8 protein-coding genes are annotated in these 16,570 nt (G+C 67.0%); 2 read left to right on the top strand and 6 right to left on the bottom strand.

Annotated elements, in window-relative coordinates; genetic code table 11:
- The first annotated feature begins 116 nt into the window (after nt 1–116).
- On the top strand, nt 117–6,515 hold the full coding sequence (locus tag LPW26_RS01640) for an apolipoprotein A-IV repeat region-like domain-containing protein (protein WP_238732484.1): 6,399 nt from the start codon (nt 117–119) through the stop codon (nt 6,513–6,515).
- A gap of 1,251 nt (nt 6,516–7,766) precedes the next feature.
- Here the strand turns inward: LPW26_RS01640 and LPW26_RS01635 are convergent.
- The 3 genes from LPW26_RS01635 to LPW26_RS01625 form a co-directional block, all read right to left on the bottom strand.
- Nucleotides 7,767–8,993 (bottom strand): bifunctional alpha/beta hydrolase/OsmC family protein, encoded by a 1,227-nt coding sequence (locus LPW26_RS01635; RefSeq protein ID WP_238732483.1) that lies wholly within the window; start codon nt 8,991–8,993, stop codon nt 7,767–7,769.
- A gap of 174 nt (nt 8,994–9,167) precedes the next feature.
- Nucleotides 9,168–9,830, bottom strand: a complete 663-nt coding sequence (locus LPW26_RS01630) for a sulfite oxidase-like oxidoreductase (RefSeq protein WP_238732482.1) — start codon at nt 9,828–9,830, stop codon at nt 9,168–9,170.
- A 104-nt stretch (nt 9,831–9,934) separates the two neighbouring features.
- Nucleotides 9,935–11,368: an amidase gene (locus tag LPW26_RS01625; protein WP_238732481.1), complete on the bottom strand. Its 1,434-nt coding sequence runs from the start codon at nt 11,366–11,368 to the stop codon at nt 9,935–9,937.
- A 123-nt stretch (nt 11,369–11,491) separates the two neighbouring features.
- On the opposite strand from LPW26_RS01625, the gene LPW26_RS01620 reads away from it, so the two are divergent.
- Complete coding sequence (locus LPW26_RS01620) at nt 11,492–12,586, top strand: SbmA/BacA-like family transporter (RefSeq protein ID WP_238732480.1); 1,095 nt, start codon at nt 11,492–11,494, stop codon at nt 12,584–12,586.
- Here LPW26_RS01620 and LPW26_RS01615 read toward each other — a convergent pair.
- The 3 genes from LPW26_RS01615 to LPW26_RS01605 form a co-directional block, all read right to left on the bottom strand.
- Nucleotides 12,573–13,949: a GH1 family beta-glucosidase gene (locus LPW26_RS01615; protein ID WP_238732479.1), complete on the bottom strand. Its 1,377-nt coding sequence runs from the start codon at nt 13,947–13,949 to the stop codon at nt 12,573–12,575. The two genes, LPW26_RS01620 and LPW26_RS01615, sit on opposite strands and share 14 nt — an antisense overlap.
- 203 nt (nt 13,950–14,152) lie before the next feature.
- Nucleotides 14,153–15,631: an ATP-binding cassette domain-containing protein gene (locus tag LPW26_RS01610; protein ID WP_238732478.1), complete on the bottom strand. Its 1,479-nt coding sequence runs from the start codon at nt 15,629–15,631 to the stop codon at nt 14,153–14,155.
- Nucleotides 15,631–16,569, bottom strand: a complete 939-nt coding sequence (locus LPW26_RS01605) for a branched-chain amino acid ABC transporter permease (RefSeq protein WP_238732477.1) — start codon at nt 16,567–16,569, stop codon at nt 15,631–15,633. Before LPW26_RS01605 ends, LPW26_RS01610 begins: the two co-directional genes overlap by 1 nt.
- Between the last annotated feature and the right edge of the window lies 1 nt (nt 16,570).

Below are 16,570 nucleotides of genomic sequence, written 5' to 3'. Positions count from 1 at the left end.
GAAAAGTCCGGTGTCGTGGGGGTTCGACCGCGCCGGCTGACCATCAGGCCGGCTGGCAGGCTGCAGCGGCAATTTATGCAGTGTCCCCGGATGCGTAGAGCGAGGGCGTAGGTCACATGGCGAATAATCCCAAGAAAATCAAAGATCCGACCGAAGTGGCGCTGTCCGCGATTCAGGAGGCTCTGAACATCAGCGACGCGCCCGCTGCGACCGACAAGGATGCCGCGGCGGCCCCCGACGACGCCGCAACGCTCGCTCCGCCCCCGGCCTTCAACGACGGCGCGCCTGAACCACGGATCACGCTCGAGCGTCCCAGTTTCGAACAGGCCGACGACCGCCGCTTCGCCCAGCGGCCGGCCAATGACGATCGCGAGACCATCGGCCAGCTTCTCCAGGCGCTGCAGAAGGGCCGCCCCGCCCGCAACGTCTATACCCTCGCGTCGATCTTCACCGGCGCCTGGGTGTTCGGCGGCATCGCCCTGACCATCAGCTTCCTGCCCGCCCTGCAGGCGATGGTCGGCCAGAGCGGCGGCGTGCTGGCGCTGGTCGGTCTGATCGCGCTGTTCGTGGCGCCGATCATGCTGTTCTACTTCCTGGCGAGCCTGACCTGGCGCGGCCAGGAACTGCGCATGATCGCGCAGTCGATGGCGCAGGTCGCAATCCGATTCTCCGAGCCGGAGATCGCCGCCAGCGATTCCGTCGTCACCGTCGGCCAGGCGATCCGCCGCGAGGTCGCCGCGATGGGCGACGGCGTCGAGCGCGCGATCGCGCGCGCCGGCGAACTCGAAACCCTGGTGGCCAACGAAGTCTCGGCGCTGGAACGCGCCTATTCCGACAACGAAGTCCGCATCCGCGCTTTGTTGCAGGACATCGCGCATCAGCGTGACAACCTGGTCGGCCAGGCCGAGCAGGTCCGCAGCGCCATCTCCGGCGTGCAGATCGACCTGCGCCACGACATCGCGCTGATCTCCGACGCGATCGCCTCGCGTGTCGATGAAGTTGCCAAGAGCATCACCGGCGCGCTGGAAGAGCGCGGCGCCCATATCACCAGCGCGCTCGGCAGCGCCGGCGACAACATGATCCTGGCGCTCGGGGAGCGCGGCGGCGATTTGCTCGACCGACTCGAAGAAGCCAGCGGCGAAACCACCCGCGCCGTGCTGGAGGCCAGCGAGCGGCTGACCGCAAGCCTGAATTTCAAGACCGGCCACGTCCATGACGAGTTCGTCGAACTCGCCGACCGCGTTCACGAGATGCTCAACGAGCGGCTCGACCGCATCACCGGCGAGTTCGAACAGCGCTCGGTCAGCATCGTCGACGGCATCTCCGAACGCACCGAGCAGGTCCACGATTCGCTGAAGAACTCCTCGGACTCGCTGCTGCTCGAGCTCGAGCTGCGCAGCGACGATCTGGTCAGCAAGATCGACGAGGCCGGCAACCGGCTCGCCGACCAGATCCTGACCAGCGGCGACAAGGCCAGCGAAGCACTCGACGTCACCGTCAACACCCTGGTCGCCAAGGTGGTGAGCCAGACCGAGAGCGCGCACGACACGCTCAGCCTGCAGATGAGCTCGTTCGACGACCTCGTGAAGCAGCAGGGCTCCGAACTCGCCGAGAAGTTCGCGCGCGATTCGGGCACGCTCGGCGCGCTGATCACCCGCCACATCTCCGAATTCGACCGCACGGTGAAAACCTATGGCGGCGAGATCGTCGAGCGGATGGGCCAGCGCACCGAGGACATCTCCAACACGCTCAAAACCTACGTCGACAATTTCGATCAGCGCGTCGCCTCGCGCGGCGGCGAACTCAGCGCCACGCTGGATCAGCGGCTGTCGCATTTCGAGAACGTGTTCGACACCCGCGTCAGCGGCCTCGACGGCTCGCTCGAGGGCAAGATCAAGCTGTTCGAAGACACCGTCGGCACCCACCTGCGGACGCTCGACGACAACTTCGCGTCGCGCGCCCAGTCGGTGACCGAGACCATCGATGCCAGGATCGAGCGGTTGTCGGAGACACTGACCAGCGGCTCCAGCCAGGCCATCGATCTGATCAGCGACCGGATCACGCAACTGTCGTCGACCATGTCGACCGGCGCCGGCGAGGCCGTCGAGCTGATCGACAACCGCATCACCGAGCTGTCGTCGACCATGTCGGGCGGCGTGACGCAGGCGGTCGAACTGATCGAAGATCGCATCGGCCAGCTGACGACGACGATGTCGACGGGGACCGACCAGGCTGTCGGATTGATCGACGATCGCATCGCGCAGCTGTCGTCGACCATGTCGAACGGCACCGGCCAGGCGGTCGGACTGATGGACGAACGGATCGCACAGTTGCTGGTGACCATGTCGAGCGGCACCAATCAGGCCGTCGAACTGATCGACGACCGCATCGCACGGCTGTCGTCGACCATGTCGAACGGCACCGGCCAGGTAGTCGAACTGATCGACACCCGGATCGGCAAGCTCGGCGAGACTTTGACCGCCGGCGCGGCGCAGGCGATCGAGTCGATCGACTCGCGGCTGTCCCACCTCACCTCCTCGCTGACCGACGGCACCGCTCAGGCGATCAGCGCGATCGACACGCGCATCGCCGACGTCACCGAGACCATCGACGGCCGCAGCAACGGCCTCGCCGCCACCGTCACGGCCCGCTTCCAGGACATCCACGAAGGCCTGGAACGCCGCATCGACAGCGTGCTGACCGATATCGATCTGCGCGTGTCGCAGTTCGAGGATCTGCTCGGCTCCCGCGTCGAGGCGGTCGCCGGCCGCTTCGAGCACACCGGCCGCGAGGCCAGCAGCCTGCTGATGGCGCGCGCCGAAGAGCTGTCGCTCGGCATCCGCTCGCACGTCTCCGACGCTGAACGCTCGCTCACAAGCCTGGCGATCAGCACCACCGACACCATCCAGACCGGCACCCGCAGCGCCAAGGAAGCGATGCTGTCGGTGTCGAGCGAAGTCGGCGCTCAGCTGCAGCTCACCTCCTCCGAGGTCGAGCGCGCCCTCACCGCCGTCGGCACCAATGCCGCCAACACGGTGCTGGCGAGCGCAACCGAGGCCCAGTCGAAACTGGCCGCCGCGTCGAGCGATACGCTCGCGCAGATCCGGTCGTTGTCGGCCGACATCGAGCGCACGCTCGCGGTCGCCGGCACGTCGACGGCCGCCTCGGTGCTGGCCGGTGCACGTGAAGCGCAGAACACTCTGGTGACGACCTCCACCGACGTCACCAACGAGATCCGCTCGTTGACGGCGGAGATCCAGCGCACCCTGACGGATGTCGGCGGCACCACCGCCACCGCCGTCGTCAGCAGCGCCCGCGAAGCTCAGTCCACGCTGGTCGCCTCGTCGTCCGACGTTGCCAATCAGATCCGCTCGCTGTCCGCCGATATCGAACGCACGCTGACCAGCGCCGGCGATGCCACCTCGGCATCGGTGCTGGCCGGTGCCCGCGAGGCGCAGACCACGCTGGTGTCGTCGTCCTCCGACGTCGCCAATCAGCTGCGTTCGCTCACCACCGATATCGAGCGCACCCTGACGGGCGCCGGTGACCAGACCGCGGCGTCGGTGCTGGCCAGCGCCCGCGAGGCGCAGACCACGCTGGTGTCGGCTTCGTCCGAGATCACCGGCCAGATCCGCTCGCTTTCGTCGGACATCGAACGCACGCTCTATGCGGCCGGCAACGCCACCGCCGAGTCGGTGCTTGGCGGCGCCCGCGCGGCCCAGACCACGCTGGTCGCGGCCTCCGAGGAAGCGGCCGAGCGCGTCAAGTCGATCAGCGAAGAGGTGCAGCGCACCCTGTCGGAAGCCGGCTCCACCACCGCGAACGCGATCGTGGTCGGGGCCCGCGAAGCGCAGACGGCGCTGGTCGCCGCCTCGTCGGAGACCTCGAGCCAGGTGGGCTCGCTCGCCAGCGACATCGAACGCCGTCTCACCGCCGCGAGCTCCGCGACGATCGAAACGATCCTGTCCGGGACCCGCGCGGCGGAGCAGATCCTGGTCACGCGCTCGACCGAGGCCAGCGATCACGTCAAGGCACTCACCAGCGACATCGAACGCACGCTCACGGCCGCCGGCAGCGCGACCGCGGGGGCCATCCTGTCCAGCGCCCGCGACCTGCAGGGCACGCTCACGACCGCGTCGACCACCGCGTCCGACCAGGTGCGGACGCTCGCGGCTGAAGTCGAGCGCACCCTCCTCACGGCGGGCAAGACCTCGGCCGAGTCGATCGTCGCCGGAGCGCGCGAAGCCCAGACCTCGCTGGTCACCGCGTCGACCGATGCGGCCAACCACGTCAAGTCGCTGGCGGTCGACGTCGAACGCACGCTGACGACCGTCAGCGCCGCGGCGGCGACCACCATCCTCGGCAGCGCCCGCGAGGTGCAGTCGACGCTCAGCACCAGCACGTCGGAGGCGGCGAGCCAGATCAAGGCGATCTCCGCCGACATCGAGCGCACCCTCGCCGGCGTCACCACCACCACCACCGACAACATCCAGGTCAGCGCCGCCGCGGCGCAGACCGCCTTGGTGGCGGCATCCAACGAAGTGTCGTCGAAGATCAAGTCGACCTCGGCGGAAATCGAACGCTCGGTGTTCGCCGCCAGCGGCAGCTTCGGCTCGACCATGACGGCCAAGACCGACGAGATCGTCAGCTACGTGCAGCAGCAGGCCGACCGGCTGTCGCAGATCGTCGACAGCAAGCGCGGCGTGCTGGTCGAAGCCCTCTCGGGCAAGACCAACCAGCTGACGATCGACATCGACCGCGTGACCACCGACGCGCTCAATGCGATCGAGACCCGCGGCAAGTCGTTCTCGAACGCGATCGTCGCAAACGGCAACGATGTCGCGCGCTCGATCAACGGCGCCGGCGATCTCGCCACCGGCGCGATCAACAAGTCGCTCAAGGACCTCGAACTGGCGTCGCGCTCCGCGATCGATCAGTCGCGTCAGGTGTCGGTCGCGGCCGTCACCGAAATGCAGGAGACCAGCAAGATCCTGCGCAGCGACACCGTCGCGCTGTTCGAACGGCTGCGCGAAGGCAACATCCTGCTGCAGGAAGTGCTCACCGGCGCCCACGAGAATCTCAACTCGCTGGAACGCGCGCTGGTCACCCGGGTCGCCGACTTCGTCGCCACCATGAACGACGTCAACGCACGCAGCACGGCGGCGACGCAGGGTCTGGAAGACCAGCTCGGCGGCTTCCACGGCAAGACCTCGCAGGCGCTCGCCGATCTCAGCGCGCTGTCGGCGCAGTTCGATGCCCATGGTCGCGCCCTGGCCCAGGCCGCCGAGCTTGTGCAGCAGAGCAACCGCAGCGCCTCGACCTCGGTCAGCGAGCGCAAGGAGGCGCTGGAGTCGCTGGTCACGACCATCGACCTGCGCACCACCGATCTCGATCAGCGCCTGACCCGCTTCACCAGCCTGCTCGACGAATCGCTGGCGGCTGCCGAAGAACGCGCCCGCGACATCGCGCGGGTCGTTGCCGAAACCGCCGGAGCTGGTTCCACCACCATCACCCAGCAGTTCGAGGCGGTGCGTGCCGCGGCCGAGAACGAACGCGTGCTCACCACCGAGGCGATGAAGCAGGTCTATCAGCAGGGCACCCAGCAGGCCGACGCGCTGTTCAAGCAGTCTGCCGACCGCTTCGCCGCCATCGTCCAGGGCATCAAGCAGATGGCCTCGGAGATGCACACCGAGCTGGAATCGACCCGCGAGGAGCTACGCCGCGGCGTCCTCGAAATCCCCCAGGAGGCCGCCGAGAGCACTGCGCAGATGCGCAAGGTGATCGTCGACCAGATCGAGGCGCTGGCCGAACTCAACCGTATCGTGGCCCGTCACGGCCGCGGCATGGACGTGGTCCCGACCTCGCGCGCCAGCACTGTGCGTGAGGAGGAGCCGATGCTGGTCACCGCCGGCGGCGGCCGCGGCGAAGCCGTCGCGCGCGTCTCCGAGCCCCGGCCAGAACCGCGCCCGGCGCCGCGCCGCGAGACCAGCGCCGCGACGTTGCCGCCGCCCGATCTCGGCCTGCACGGTCCGGCCCCGCGCCGCACCGAAGCGCCGCCGGTCGCGCCGGCCGCCGATCAGGACCGCGACGGCTGGCTGTCCGACCTGCTCAACCGCGCCGAGACCACGCCGGAGCGCGAAGCTCCGCGCGGCCGGACGGCCCAGCAGGCCGTGAGCGGCAATCCGCTGGAGTCGCTGTCGCTCGACATCGGCCGGCTGATGGATCGCAACCTGGTGCTGGAGATGTGGGACCGCTATCAGCGCGGTGAGGCCAAGGCCTTCACCAAGCGGCTCTACACCCCGGCCGGCCAGAAGGCGTTCGACGAGGTCGCCCGCAAATATCGCGCCGACCGCGCCTTCAAGCAGACCGTCGACCGCTACATTACCGAGTTCGAGCGCCTGCTCGACGAAGTCGCCCGCGACGAACGCGGCCCACAAGCCCTGCGCACGCACCTGAGCTCGGAAACCGGCCTGGTGTACACGCTGCTGGCCCACGCGGCCGGACGACTGGGATGAGGTAACAAGCGCGGCGGGCCCCTCGCCCGCTGCGCACCGCGATGACTTGGCGAACGTGTAGCTCAATCAGTCACCCCCGCATCGCAGCGCGCCCCCTCTCCCGCCTGCGGGAGAGGGTTGGGGTGAGGGCGACGCGAGCACTGACTCCGTCAGTAGCCCGGATGAAGCGAAGCGAAATCCGGGACGGCATCGACAACGCTCCCCGGATTACGCTTCGCTCCATCCGGGCTACAGACTATCGACAGCCTCCCTTGACAATATTCCTACAAGGACTATAGTCTCCTCATCCCGTCCCAAGGAGAGGGGCGACACGCGATCGTCACGGTTCGCGGGGCGGGGGGCGATGGACGCGGCAGCGTCAGGCGGGGACGTGAAGGCAGGGCGGGCTCCCTTTCATTGAAAGGTCCCGTGAGCCGACACCGAAGCGCTGACGACCACGCTGCTGCGGACGGCGAAGGCGTGTGGTCCTGATGTCCCGCGTGGCATCAAGCCCCGACGGAGGTCCGGCTTCCACCGAAGCCCAACCTCATGTCGGACGCGACGGCGACCAAAAACCGGGTCGGGCGCCGGGGAGAGCACGACATAAGCCGTTAACACCATCGCGCGCGGAACGCCGGATGTTCTCCGGTGTGACCGTGGTTTCTAACTCGTGTGCTTTTTACTTATGCACACGAGGCCGCGGGTGCATCGGGCACCCGGCGTTCCGCGCGCCCTCTTCCAAGGAGGGCGAAGGGACCGCGGCAAACCTCGGGCGCATCGCGCCGCGAGATCGCGAAGACGTGGCTGTTTGATACTTGAATCGGTTCGACGTCACGGACGAGGGGCACCCCATCCTCCTACGTCATCGCCCGCGAAAGCGGGCGACCCAGTATCCCAGAGCATTTCGTTGGTCGGCACCAACATTGCCGAGCGCTCTGCAATACTGGATCACCCGCATTCGCGGGTGATGACAGCTTACTTGGGAGCACGGCCATGCCCCACCCTCCGCCGTCATGCGCGGGGCTTGACCCGCGTGCGGGGCCAGAGCCCCTTCGGCGCGGCGACGGCCCGCGCATCCACCCCTGCAATGACGGGTGTTGTTAGTTCAGGCGCCTTGCCCCACCCACCGCCGTCATCGCCCGCGCAGGCGGGCGACCCAGTATCGCAGAGAGCCAGCGATGGCGATGACAATCGCGGGCTGTACGGCCTCGTAGCATCGCGAGCGCTCTGGGATACTGGATCACCCGCATTCGCGGGTGATGACAATCTCCGTTACTCCGCCATCCGCGTCACGATCCTGACTTCCGAGGTCAGCGTCCGATGCACCGGGCATTTGTCGGCGATCTCGATCAGCTTGGCGCGTTGCTCGGCGTCGAGGTTGCCTTCGAAGGCGATGACGCGTTCGATGCGGTCGAGCAGGCCGACTTTGGTTTCGCACTCGGCGCAGTCCTCCGCGTGGATCTTGGCGTGGCTGAGCGTCACGGTGGTGCGCTCCAGCGGCAGCTGCTTGCGGTCGGCATAGAGCCGCACCGTCATCGACGTGCAGGCGCCGAGCGCCGACAGCAACAGATCATAAGGCCCCGGACCGGAATCGGCGCCGCCGACCGCGACCGGCTCGTCGGCGCTCAGCCGATGCGGCCCGACGCTGATCGTGTTCTGGAACTTGCCGCCGCCGGTCTCCTGCACCACGACGCTGCGCGGCACTTCGGGCGCGCCGGCCGGCGTCGCGACGCGCGCCGGCGTTTCGAGATAGCGCTCGGCCCAGGCGGCGATCACATCGGCCGCGTAGCTGGCGTCGCGGCGATCACTGAGAAGATGATCGGCGTGGTCGAGCGAGACGAAGCTCTTCGGGTGTTTGGCGGCGAGGAAGATCTTCGTCGCATTGTCGATGCCCACGGTGTCGTCGCCGGGCGCGTGCATGATCAGCAGCGCCTTGTGCAGCTTGCCGATCTGCGCCAGCAGATTGTGCTCGGCGATGTCGTCGAGAAACTCGCGCTTGATGGTGAACGGCCGGCCGGCCAGCGTCACCTCGACGCTGCCCTCGGTGCGGATGGCGTCGATCTGGTCGGCGAACAGATGCGCCACATGCGACGGATCCGACGGCGCCGCGATGGTCGCGACCGCCTTCGCCTCGGGGATCTGCGCGGCGGCCGCCAGCACCGCGGCGCCGCCGAGGCTGTGCCCGATCAGCAGCGCCGGCGCCTGATAAGTGTCGCGCAGATGATCGGCGGCGCGCACCAGGTCGGCGACGTTGGACGAGAATGTCGCGTTGGCGAATTCACCCTCGCTGGCGCCGAGGCCGGTGAAGTCGAACCGCAGCACCGCGATGTTCCGCGCCGCCAGCGCCGCCGCGATCCGCCGCGCCGCGAGATTGTCCTTGCTGCAGGTGAAGCAATGCGCGAACAGCGCGAACGCCACCGGCGCCCCCTCCGGCAGATCGAGCGCCGCCGCGAGCTGATGGCCGCCGCTGCCGGTGAATTGGAAACGTTCGGTCGGCATGGTGGACTCCCTTTTCCGCGTCATTCCGGATTGCGAGCGAAGCGAGCAAGTCCGGAATCCATAACCCCTGGTGTCCCAGTTAAGGCACAGCGGGGCAGCGCCGGGATCAATTTTCCGCGGGCAGGGGTTATGGATTCCGGGCTCGCGCTACGCGCGCCCGGAATGACAAAACGTTCAATCGTCCGAGTAGCGCTGCTCGTGCCACGGATCGCCGCGGTTGTGATAGCCGCGGACTTCCCAGAAACCGGGGGCGTCGTCGGTGCGGAATTCGATCGCCTGCAGCCACTTGGCGCTCTTCCAGAAGTAGAGATGCGGCACGACCAGGCGCGCCGGCCCGCCGTGCTCCAGCTCCAGCGGCTCGCCGGACCACGCATGCGCGATCAGCGCGTCCGCAGCGGCGAAGTCCGCGAGCGCAAGGTTGGTGGTGTAGCCGTCAGAGCTATGCAGCACGACGTAGCGCGCCTGATCGTGCGGCTGGCAGGCCTCCAGCAGATCGCGCGTCGCGACGCCCTGCCAGCGGTTGTCGTAGCGCGACCAGGTGGTGACGCAGTGGATGTCCGAGACGAAGTCCGACTGCGGCTGCGCCATGAACTGCGCCCAATCCCAGAACAGCGGCTGCGCCACCGCGCCGTAGACATCGAGCCGCCAGCGCTCGCGGTTGACCGGCGGCAACACGCCGAGATCGAGCACCGGCCAGTCCTGCGTCAGATGTTGGCCTGGCGGCAGACGCTGCTCGTCCGGGCGCGCGTGGCGCCCGGTGAGAAACTTGCCCTCGGCAGCCCAGCGCTGCTTGCTGCGGGTGAGCTTGGAGTCCGGCAATTCGGGATCGTCGGACATGGCGCTCCTCCTGATCCGCTGCACGCGTCAGCTTTGAATTGTGATGATACGCCAAGGCTAGTACGACGCATCACCACCGGCAGTACGCTCAAAAGCAGGCGCGCTCAGAGGCTGGCCGGAGCCGGGCGCGGATCGATCGGCGTCGAGCCGCGCAGGCCGAGGATGTCTTCGAGCACGGCGGCGCCGGCGAGCAGGCCGGCTTCGTTGCGCGGCCGTGCGATCATCTGCAGGCCGACCGGCAGCCCGGAGGCGGTGAAGCCGCAGGGCAGCGACAGCGCCGGGCAGCACACCAGCGTGATCGCATAGACGATGCCGAGCCACTGGACGTAGTTGTCGAAGGTGTGGCCGTTGCACTCGGCAAGATAGCGCTGCTCGACCGGGAACGGCGCGGTGATGGTCGCCGGGCACAGCAGCAAATCGTAGCTCTCGAAGAACGCGATGGTGCGCGCTGCCATCGCCACGCGCTGCGCTTCGGCCTTCGCCAGATCGTCGACGCTGAGCGCCAGGCCCTGCTCGATATTCCAGATCACCTCGGGCTTCAGCAGGTCGCGCTTGGTGCGCAACAGGTCGGCCTTGCTGATTGCGAAATCGAAAGCGCGCAGCACGTGGAAACATTCGTGCGCTTCGGATAGATCGGGTTGCGCCTGTTCGACGACGACCCCGGCTTCGGCGAAGCGCTCGGCCGCCTTGCGGGTGATCGCCGCGACGTCCGGATCGACCGGGGTGATGCCGAGATCGGGCGAAAACGCGACGCGCAGCGGCTTGGTGCGCGCCCGCGCGGCGGCGAGGAAGGAGGAGGCCGGCGCAGGCAGCGATAGCGGGTCGGCCGCGTACTCACCGCTCATCGCGTCGAGCAGCAGGGCTACGTCCTCGACATTGCGCGCCATCGGGCCCTGGACGCCGAGGTTGCGGTCGATCTTCGCCGCCGGCGTATGCGCGACACGGCCGAAGCTCGGGCGCAGGCCGACGATGCCGCAGAAGCTCGCCGGATTGCGCAGCGAGCCGCCCATGTCGGAGCCGTGCGCGAGCCACGCGGTGCCCGAGGCGAGCGCCGCTGCCGCGCCGCCCGACGAGCCCGCCGCGGAGCGCGACAGGTCCCACGGGTTACGCGTGGCGCCGAACACTTCGTTGAAGGTGTTGGCGCCGGCACCGAACTCCGGCGTGTTGGACTTGGCGTAGACCAGCGCGCCATTGCGCTCGAGGTGCTCGACCATCAGGTCGGAGCGGGCTGGGATGTGGTCCTTGTAGATCGGCGAGCCCTGCGTGGTCAGCACGCCCTCGACCGCGGTGAGATCCTTGATCGGCAGCGGCATGCCGGCGAGCACGCCGCGCTCGGCGGCAGGCTTGCGCATCAGCTCGGCGGCGCGGCTGCGGGCGCGATCGAAGCACAGCGTCGGCAGCGCGTTGACAGCGCCATCGACCTCGGCGATCCGCTGCTCCAGCGTATCGAGCAGGTCGAGCGGCGTGACCTCGCCGGCCTTCAGCTTGTCGACGATCGCGCACGCGGTTTCCCGCACCAGAGCCGGATCTGCACTCACCCTGTGAACTCCCCTGAGTTGATTGTAGCGACCGAGCGGCTACATGAATCGGACTGCGAGACTAGACGCATTGGGTAGCCCGGGTCGCTTCCCAAGCCGCCGTTTCGGGCTTTATATCGCGCCATGGGTCTCTTCTCACATAACGACGCGAACGGCCACAACCTGTCCGAGTTCTGGCAATTGTCGCAGCGCTTCTGGCTCAGCGGCAAGCCCCGCGTGACCGGCCTGATCGTCGTGATGATCGGCGTCGTGCTGGCCCAACTGGCGGTTCAGTTCTATCTAAACCAATGGAATCGGCACTTTTTCGACGCGCTCGAGCGGCGCGACGGCGGCGAACTCTGGACTCAAACATTCGTGTTTCTGGTCTTGGCCTGCGCCAGCATCGTGATGGCCGCCACCTCGGTCTGGGCGCGGATGACCGGGCAGCGCAAATGGCGCGAGTCGATGACGCGGGCGATCCTGGAGCGATGGTCGGCGAAGAGCCACTCGGCGCCGATGAACGGCCACGACCACAACGCCGACAATCCGGAATATCGCCTCGCCGAGGACGTCCGGGTCGCCACCGACTCGCCGGTCGATCTGCTGATGGCGCTGCTGTCCTCAGTGCTCACCGCAGGCACCTTCTTCGGTGTGCTGTGGAGCGTCGGCGGCAGTATCGGCCTCACGGTCTTCGGCAGCCGCATCGACATTCCCGGCTATCTGGTGCTCGGCGTGATCGGCTATTCGAGCATCATGACCGCGCTGATGCTGTGGTTCGGCCGGCGCATGACCAGTATCAGCGAGCAGCGCAACCAGAACGAAGCCGAATTCCGCGCCGCCGCCGAGGTGCTGCGCGGTTGCGATCCGGGCGGCGAGGGCCGCGAGACCAAATGGATGGCGCAGCTCGATCGCCGGCTGCGGGAAGTGCTGCGGTCCTGGCGCGATCTGTGCTGGCAACTGGTCGACATGACGCTGGTGTCGCACGCCAACTTCCTGCTCGCACCGGTGGCGGCGTATTTCCTCTGTTTCCCGAAATATCTGAGCGGCGCGATGTCGCTCGGCGAGGTGACGCAGAGCGCCGCCGCATTCGTGACCGTGCAGGGAGCCGTCAATTGGCTGGTCGACAACTATCAGCGTATCGCCGACTGGCGTTCGTCGGCGAACAGGGTCGCGGCACTGATCGCCGCGATCGACCGGATGCCGGAGGCGAACAACAGCCCGGCCGCTATGCCGATGTGATACCCCGAGCGTGCCGGATAACGTCGGCGTACCACGCGAACGACGCCTTCGGAATCCGTCTCAACGTCGGATAGTCCATGTAGACGAGCCCGAAGCGTACGCCGTAGCCCGACTCCCATTCGAAATTGTCGAGCAGCGACCAGACGAAATAGCCGCGGATGTCGGCGCCGGCAGCGAGCGCAGCATCGAGGCCGGAAATGTAGTCACGCAGGAAGGCGATGCGGCCCGGATCGATCAGCTTGCCGTCGTCATCCAGCTTCTCCAACGTCGAGCCGTAGCCGTTCTCCGTAACGTAGACCGGCTTGCCGTAGCGGCGGCTGACCTCGATCAGCGTGTCGCGGAATGCCTCCGGCTCGATCGTCCAGTCGATCGGCGTGCGCGGGATGCTTTCGGGTTTCGGGCCCCAGCCGAGGCCGATGATCGCGTTCGGATCGGAGTTGATGTAGACCGGGCTGTAATGATTGACGCCGATCCAGTCGAGCGGCCGGATAATCGCCTGCAGATCGCCGGGCCGAACGTGCGGCGCGATCGCGTCGCGTATCAGGGCGGGATATTCGCCGAGATATTGCGGATCGGTGAACGCGCGATTCCAGTAATCGCTGATAAGCGCGGCCTCGGCGACGTCCTCGGACTTATCGCTCGATGGATAGATCGGCTGATAGTTGCTGACCAGCCCGATCTTCGCATCCTTGACGGTCTCGCGCAGCGCATCGACGGCAGCGCCGTGGGCGAGGTTCACGTGATGGATCCAGCGATGCAGCTTGTCGTCGGCGGTGCGGTCGCGGGCGCCGAACGAGCGGGCGAACAGGCTGAAGATGCCGGGCTCGTTGAACGTCGCGAAGTGCTTCACGCGATGACCGTAGCGCCGGCCGACCAGACGCGCATAGTCGGCGAACCAGCCGACGATCTCGCGGTTCATCCAGCCGCCGCGATCCTCCAGCGCCTGCGGCAGATCCCAGTGATACAAGCAGATCCACGGCTCGATGCCGGCGGCCAGGAGTTCGTCGATCAGGCGGTCATAGAAGGCGAGGCCCGGTTCGTTCACCGCGCCCGTGCCGTTCGGCAGCACGCGTGGCCAGGCGATCGAGAAACGATACGCCTGCAGGCCAAGCGCCTTCATCAGCGCGACGTCTTCCTTATAGCGGTGATAGTGATCGCAGGCGATATCGCCGGTGTCGTTGTTCGCGACCTGTCCGGTGCGGCAATAAGTGTCCCAGATGCTGAGGCCACGGCCGTCTTCGTTGGCCGCGCCTTCGATCTGGAAGCTCGCGGTCGAAACGCCCCAGATGAAGCCGGGCTTGACGTGGGACAGCGACGGAAGACCCGGCATCGGCTCGTTGGTTTGAGGTGCGAGCTTGTCCATGGCCTATCTCCGGATTGTTGCTTTGCGTTGTGATACGCCCCGCGAAAGCCCGCGGCGCTTGCGCTGGATCAAACCGCGGCGTTGTGCCGCCCCGGCTCGCGCCGGTGTGGCACGTGGGGCTCAGCGGCCGACGCTGCGCATCGCGGTTGATAGCTCGTGATGACCGCATCGCATCGGTGAGAGAGTGGGACGGCTGCGACGGATCAGAGATATCCTTCCCCGGCTTCGGCCGCGAAGCGTGCCGGATCGCCTTCCCACACGATCCGCGCATGCTCGAGCACGTAGACGCGGTCGGCGTGGGGCAGCGCGAAGGTGACGTTCTGCTCGCCGAGCAGCACGGTGATCGGTGTGGTCTGCCGCAGTCTCTCCAGCGCCTTCGAGAGCTGTTCGAGGATCACCGGCGCGAGACCGAGCGTCGGCTCGTCGAGGATCAGGATCTTCGGCTTCATCATCAGCGCACGGCCGATCGCCAGCATCTGCTGTTCGCCGCCCGACAGCGTCTGCGCCATCTGGCCCTGGCGGTCTTTGAGGATCGGAAACAGCTCGAACAGCCAGGCGAGCTGCGCCTCGCGCTCGGCGTCCGGCAACGCCTGTCCGCCGAGGTCGAGATTTTCGCGCACGCTCATCTCGCCGAACAATTCGCGCGACTCCGGGCATTGCACGATGCCGCTGCGCGCGATCTTCGCCGGAGAGATGCCGCGCAGTCTGTCGCCGCCGCGCACGATCTCGCCGGTGTAGGGCAGAAAGCCGGAGATGGTGTTGAACAGCGTGGTCTTGCCGGCGCCGTTGAGGCCGACCACGGAAACGAACTCGCCCTCGTGAATGTGGATCGAGACGTTCTCCAGCGCCTGCGCCTTGCCGTAGAACACGCTGACGTTCTCGACCTGCAGCAGCGGCACCTTGTCCTTGAAGCTGGTTTCCGGCCGCGACGATGTCTCGATCTTGCCGCCGAGATACACCTTGCGCACCGTCTCGTTCTTCATCACGTCGGCAGCGGCGCCGGTGCAGATCTCCTCGCCGAGATACATCGCCAGCACACGATCGACCAGCGCGGCGACGCTCTTGACGTTGTGGTCGACAAGCAGCACCGCGCGGCCCTCGTCGCGGAAGCTCGCGATCAGTTCGGAGAACACGCCGACCTCGGCCAGCGTCAGCCCGGCGAACGGTTCGTCGACCAGCACCACTTTTGGATCACGCGCGATGGCTTTCGCCAGCTCCAGCCGGCGCAGATCGGCGAACGGCAGCGTCGGCGGCTTGCGCCGCATCACGGAGCCGAGGCCGACACGCTCCGCAATCGCCTCGGCGCGTTCGGCCAGCGCCTTGTCGTGAAACAGCGCCAGCAGGCTGTCGGGCAGCAGCGCCACCATGATGTTTTCCAGCACAGTCTGCCGATTCAGCGGCCGCGAATGCTGGAACACCATGCCAAAGCCCTTGCGGGCGATCTTGTGGGCGGGCAAGCCGGCGATGTTCTCGCCTTCGAACACGACCTCCCCGGAGGTTGGCCGCTCGATCCCCATCAGCGATTTCATCGCGGTGGATTTGCCGGAGCCGTTCGGGCCGATCAGCCCGAAGATCTCGCCGGCGCGCAGCTCGAACGACAGGTTTTTGACCGCGGTGAGGCCGCCGAATTTCTTGGTGAGGCCGCGCGCCTCGAGCACAGGTGCGAAGTTGCTGGCGTCCATCAGGTTCGGGCCTCTGGCGACACTGTTTCTCGAGACATGGCCGCTCCAAGGAAACCGCCGGGGAAGAACAGCACGACGAGCAGCGCGATCCCCGAGACGATGAAGGTGGCGAGCTCGCCGGTCGGCCGCAGGAATTCGCCGGCGACGATCAGGAAGATCGCCCCAAGCGCGGCACCCAGCACGGTTCGCCGGCCGCCGAGCACGGCTGCGACGATCACGTTCACACCGACCGCGATGTCGACCACCGTGCCGACCGAGGCGGTGCCGAAGTAGAACACCAGCAGGGCGCCGGCGAGGCCGGAGAAGAAGGCGCTGACCACGAAGGCGAACAGCTTGTGCTTGACGATGTTGAAGCCGAGCGCGCCGGCCTGCGCCGGGTCCTGTCCCGAAGCCTGCAGCACGAGCCCGATCGGCGATTGCGACAGGCCGTAAAGGATCGCCGCGCTGACGGTCATGAAGCCGAGCGCGATCCAGTAATTGGCGCTGGCGCTGATGGTGATGACATCCGGAATGGTGAGGCCGATCTCGCCGCCGGTGAGGTCGGCGAACACCACGATGAAGTTCTGCAGCATCAGCACCGCGACCAGCGTGGTCAGGCCGAAATACGGCCCGCGCACCCGCAGCGCCGGCAGCGCCAGTACAAAGCCGGCGATCACCGAGGCGCCGGCGCCGATGAAGATGCAGAAGTAGGGCGAGATGCCATATTGGTTGTTGATGATGCCGGCCGTGTAGGCGCCGACGCCGATCAGAAAGGTCGGGCCGAAATTGACCTCGCCGGCGAAGCCGAACAGCAGGTCCCAGGACATCGCGAACACGCCGAAATAATACGCCACGGTCAGTAGGCCGAGGATATAACCTGAGACATACAGCGGCAGCGTCGAGGCGACGACGACCATCACCAGCGAAATCCAGAACAGCCGCGTCTTGAAGAACCCCATC

The organism is Rhodopseudomonas infernalis (assembly GCF_022271405.1).
Lineage (GTDB): Bacteria > Pseudomonadota > Alphaproteobacteria > Rhizobiales > Xanthobacteraceae > Rhodopseudomonas > Rhodopseudomonas infernalis.
Note: the sequence above shows the minus strand (reverse complement) of the source record. Positions and strands in the feature narration are given on the sequence as shown.

What these genes read in the sequence shown, in the direction of transcription:
- LPW26_RS01610 (WP_238732478.1), bottom strand. Translation starts at nt 15,631, where the DNA reads ATGGACGCCAGCAACTTCGCACCTGTGCTCGAGGCGCGCGGCCTCACC.
- LPW26_RS01640 (WP_238732484.1), top strand. Translation starts at nt 117, where the DNA reads ATGGCGAATAATCCCAAGAAAATCAAAGATCCGACCGAAGTGGCGCTG.
- LPW26_RS01615 (WP_238732479.1), bottom strand. Translation starts at nt 13,949, where the DNA reads ATGGACAAGCTCGCACCTCAAACCAACGAGCCGATGCCGGGTCTTCCG.
- LPW26_RS01605 (WP_238732477.1), bottom strand. Translation starts at nt 16,569, where the DNA reads ATGGGGTTCTTCAAGACGCGGCTGTTCTGGATTTCGCTGGTGATGGTC.
- LPW26_RS01630 (WP_238732482.1), bottom strand. Translation starts at nt 9,830, where the DNA reads ATGTCCGACGATCCCGAATTGCCGGACTCCAAGCTCACCCGCAGCAAG.
- LPW26_RS01635 (WP_238732483.1), bottom strand. Translation starts at nt 8,993, where the DNA reads ATGCCGACCGAACGTTTCCAATTCACCGGCAGCGGCGGCCATCAGCTC.
- LPW26_RS01620 (WP_238732480.1), top strand. Translation starts at nt 11,492, where the DNA reads ATGGGTCTCTTCTCACATAACGACGCGAACGGCCACAACCTGTCCGAG.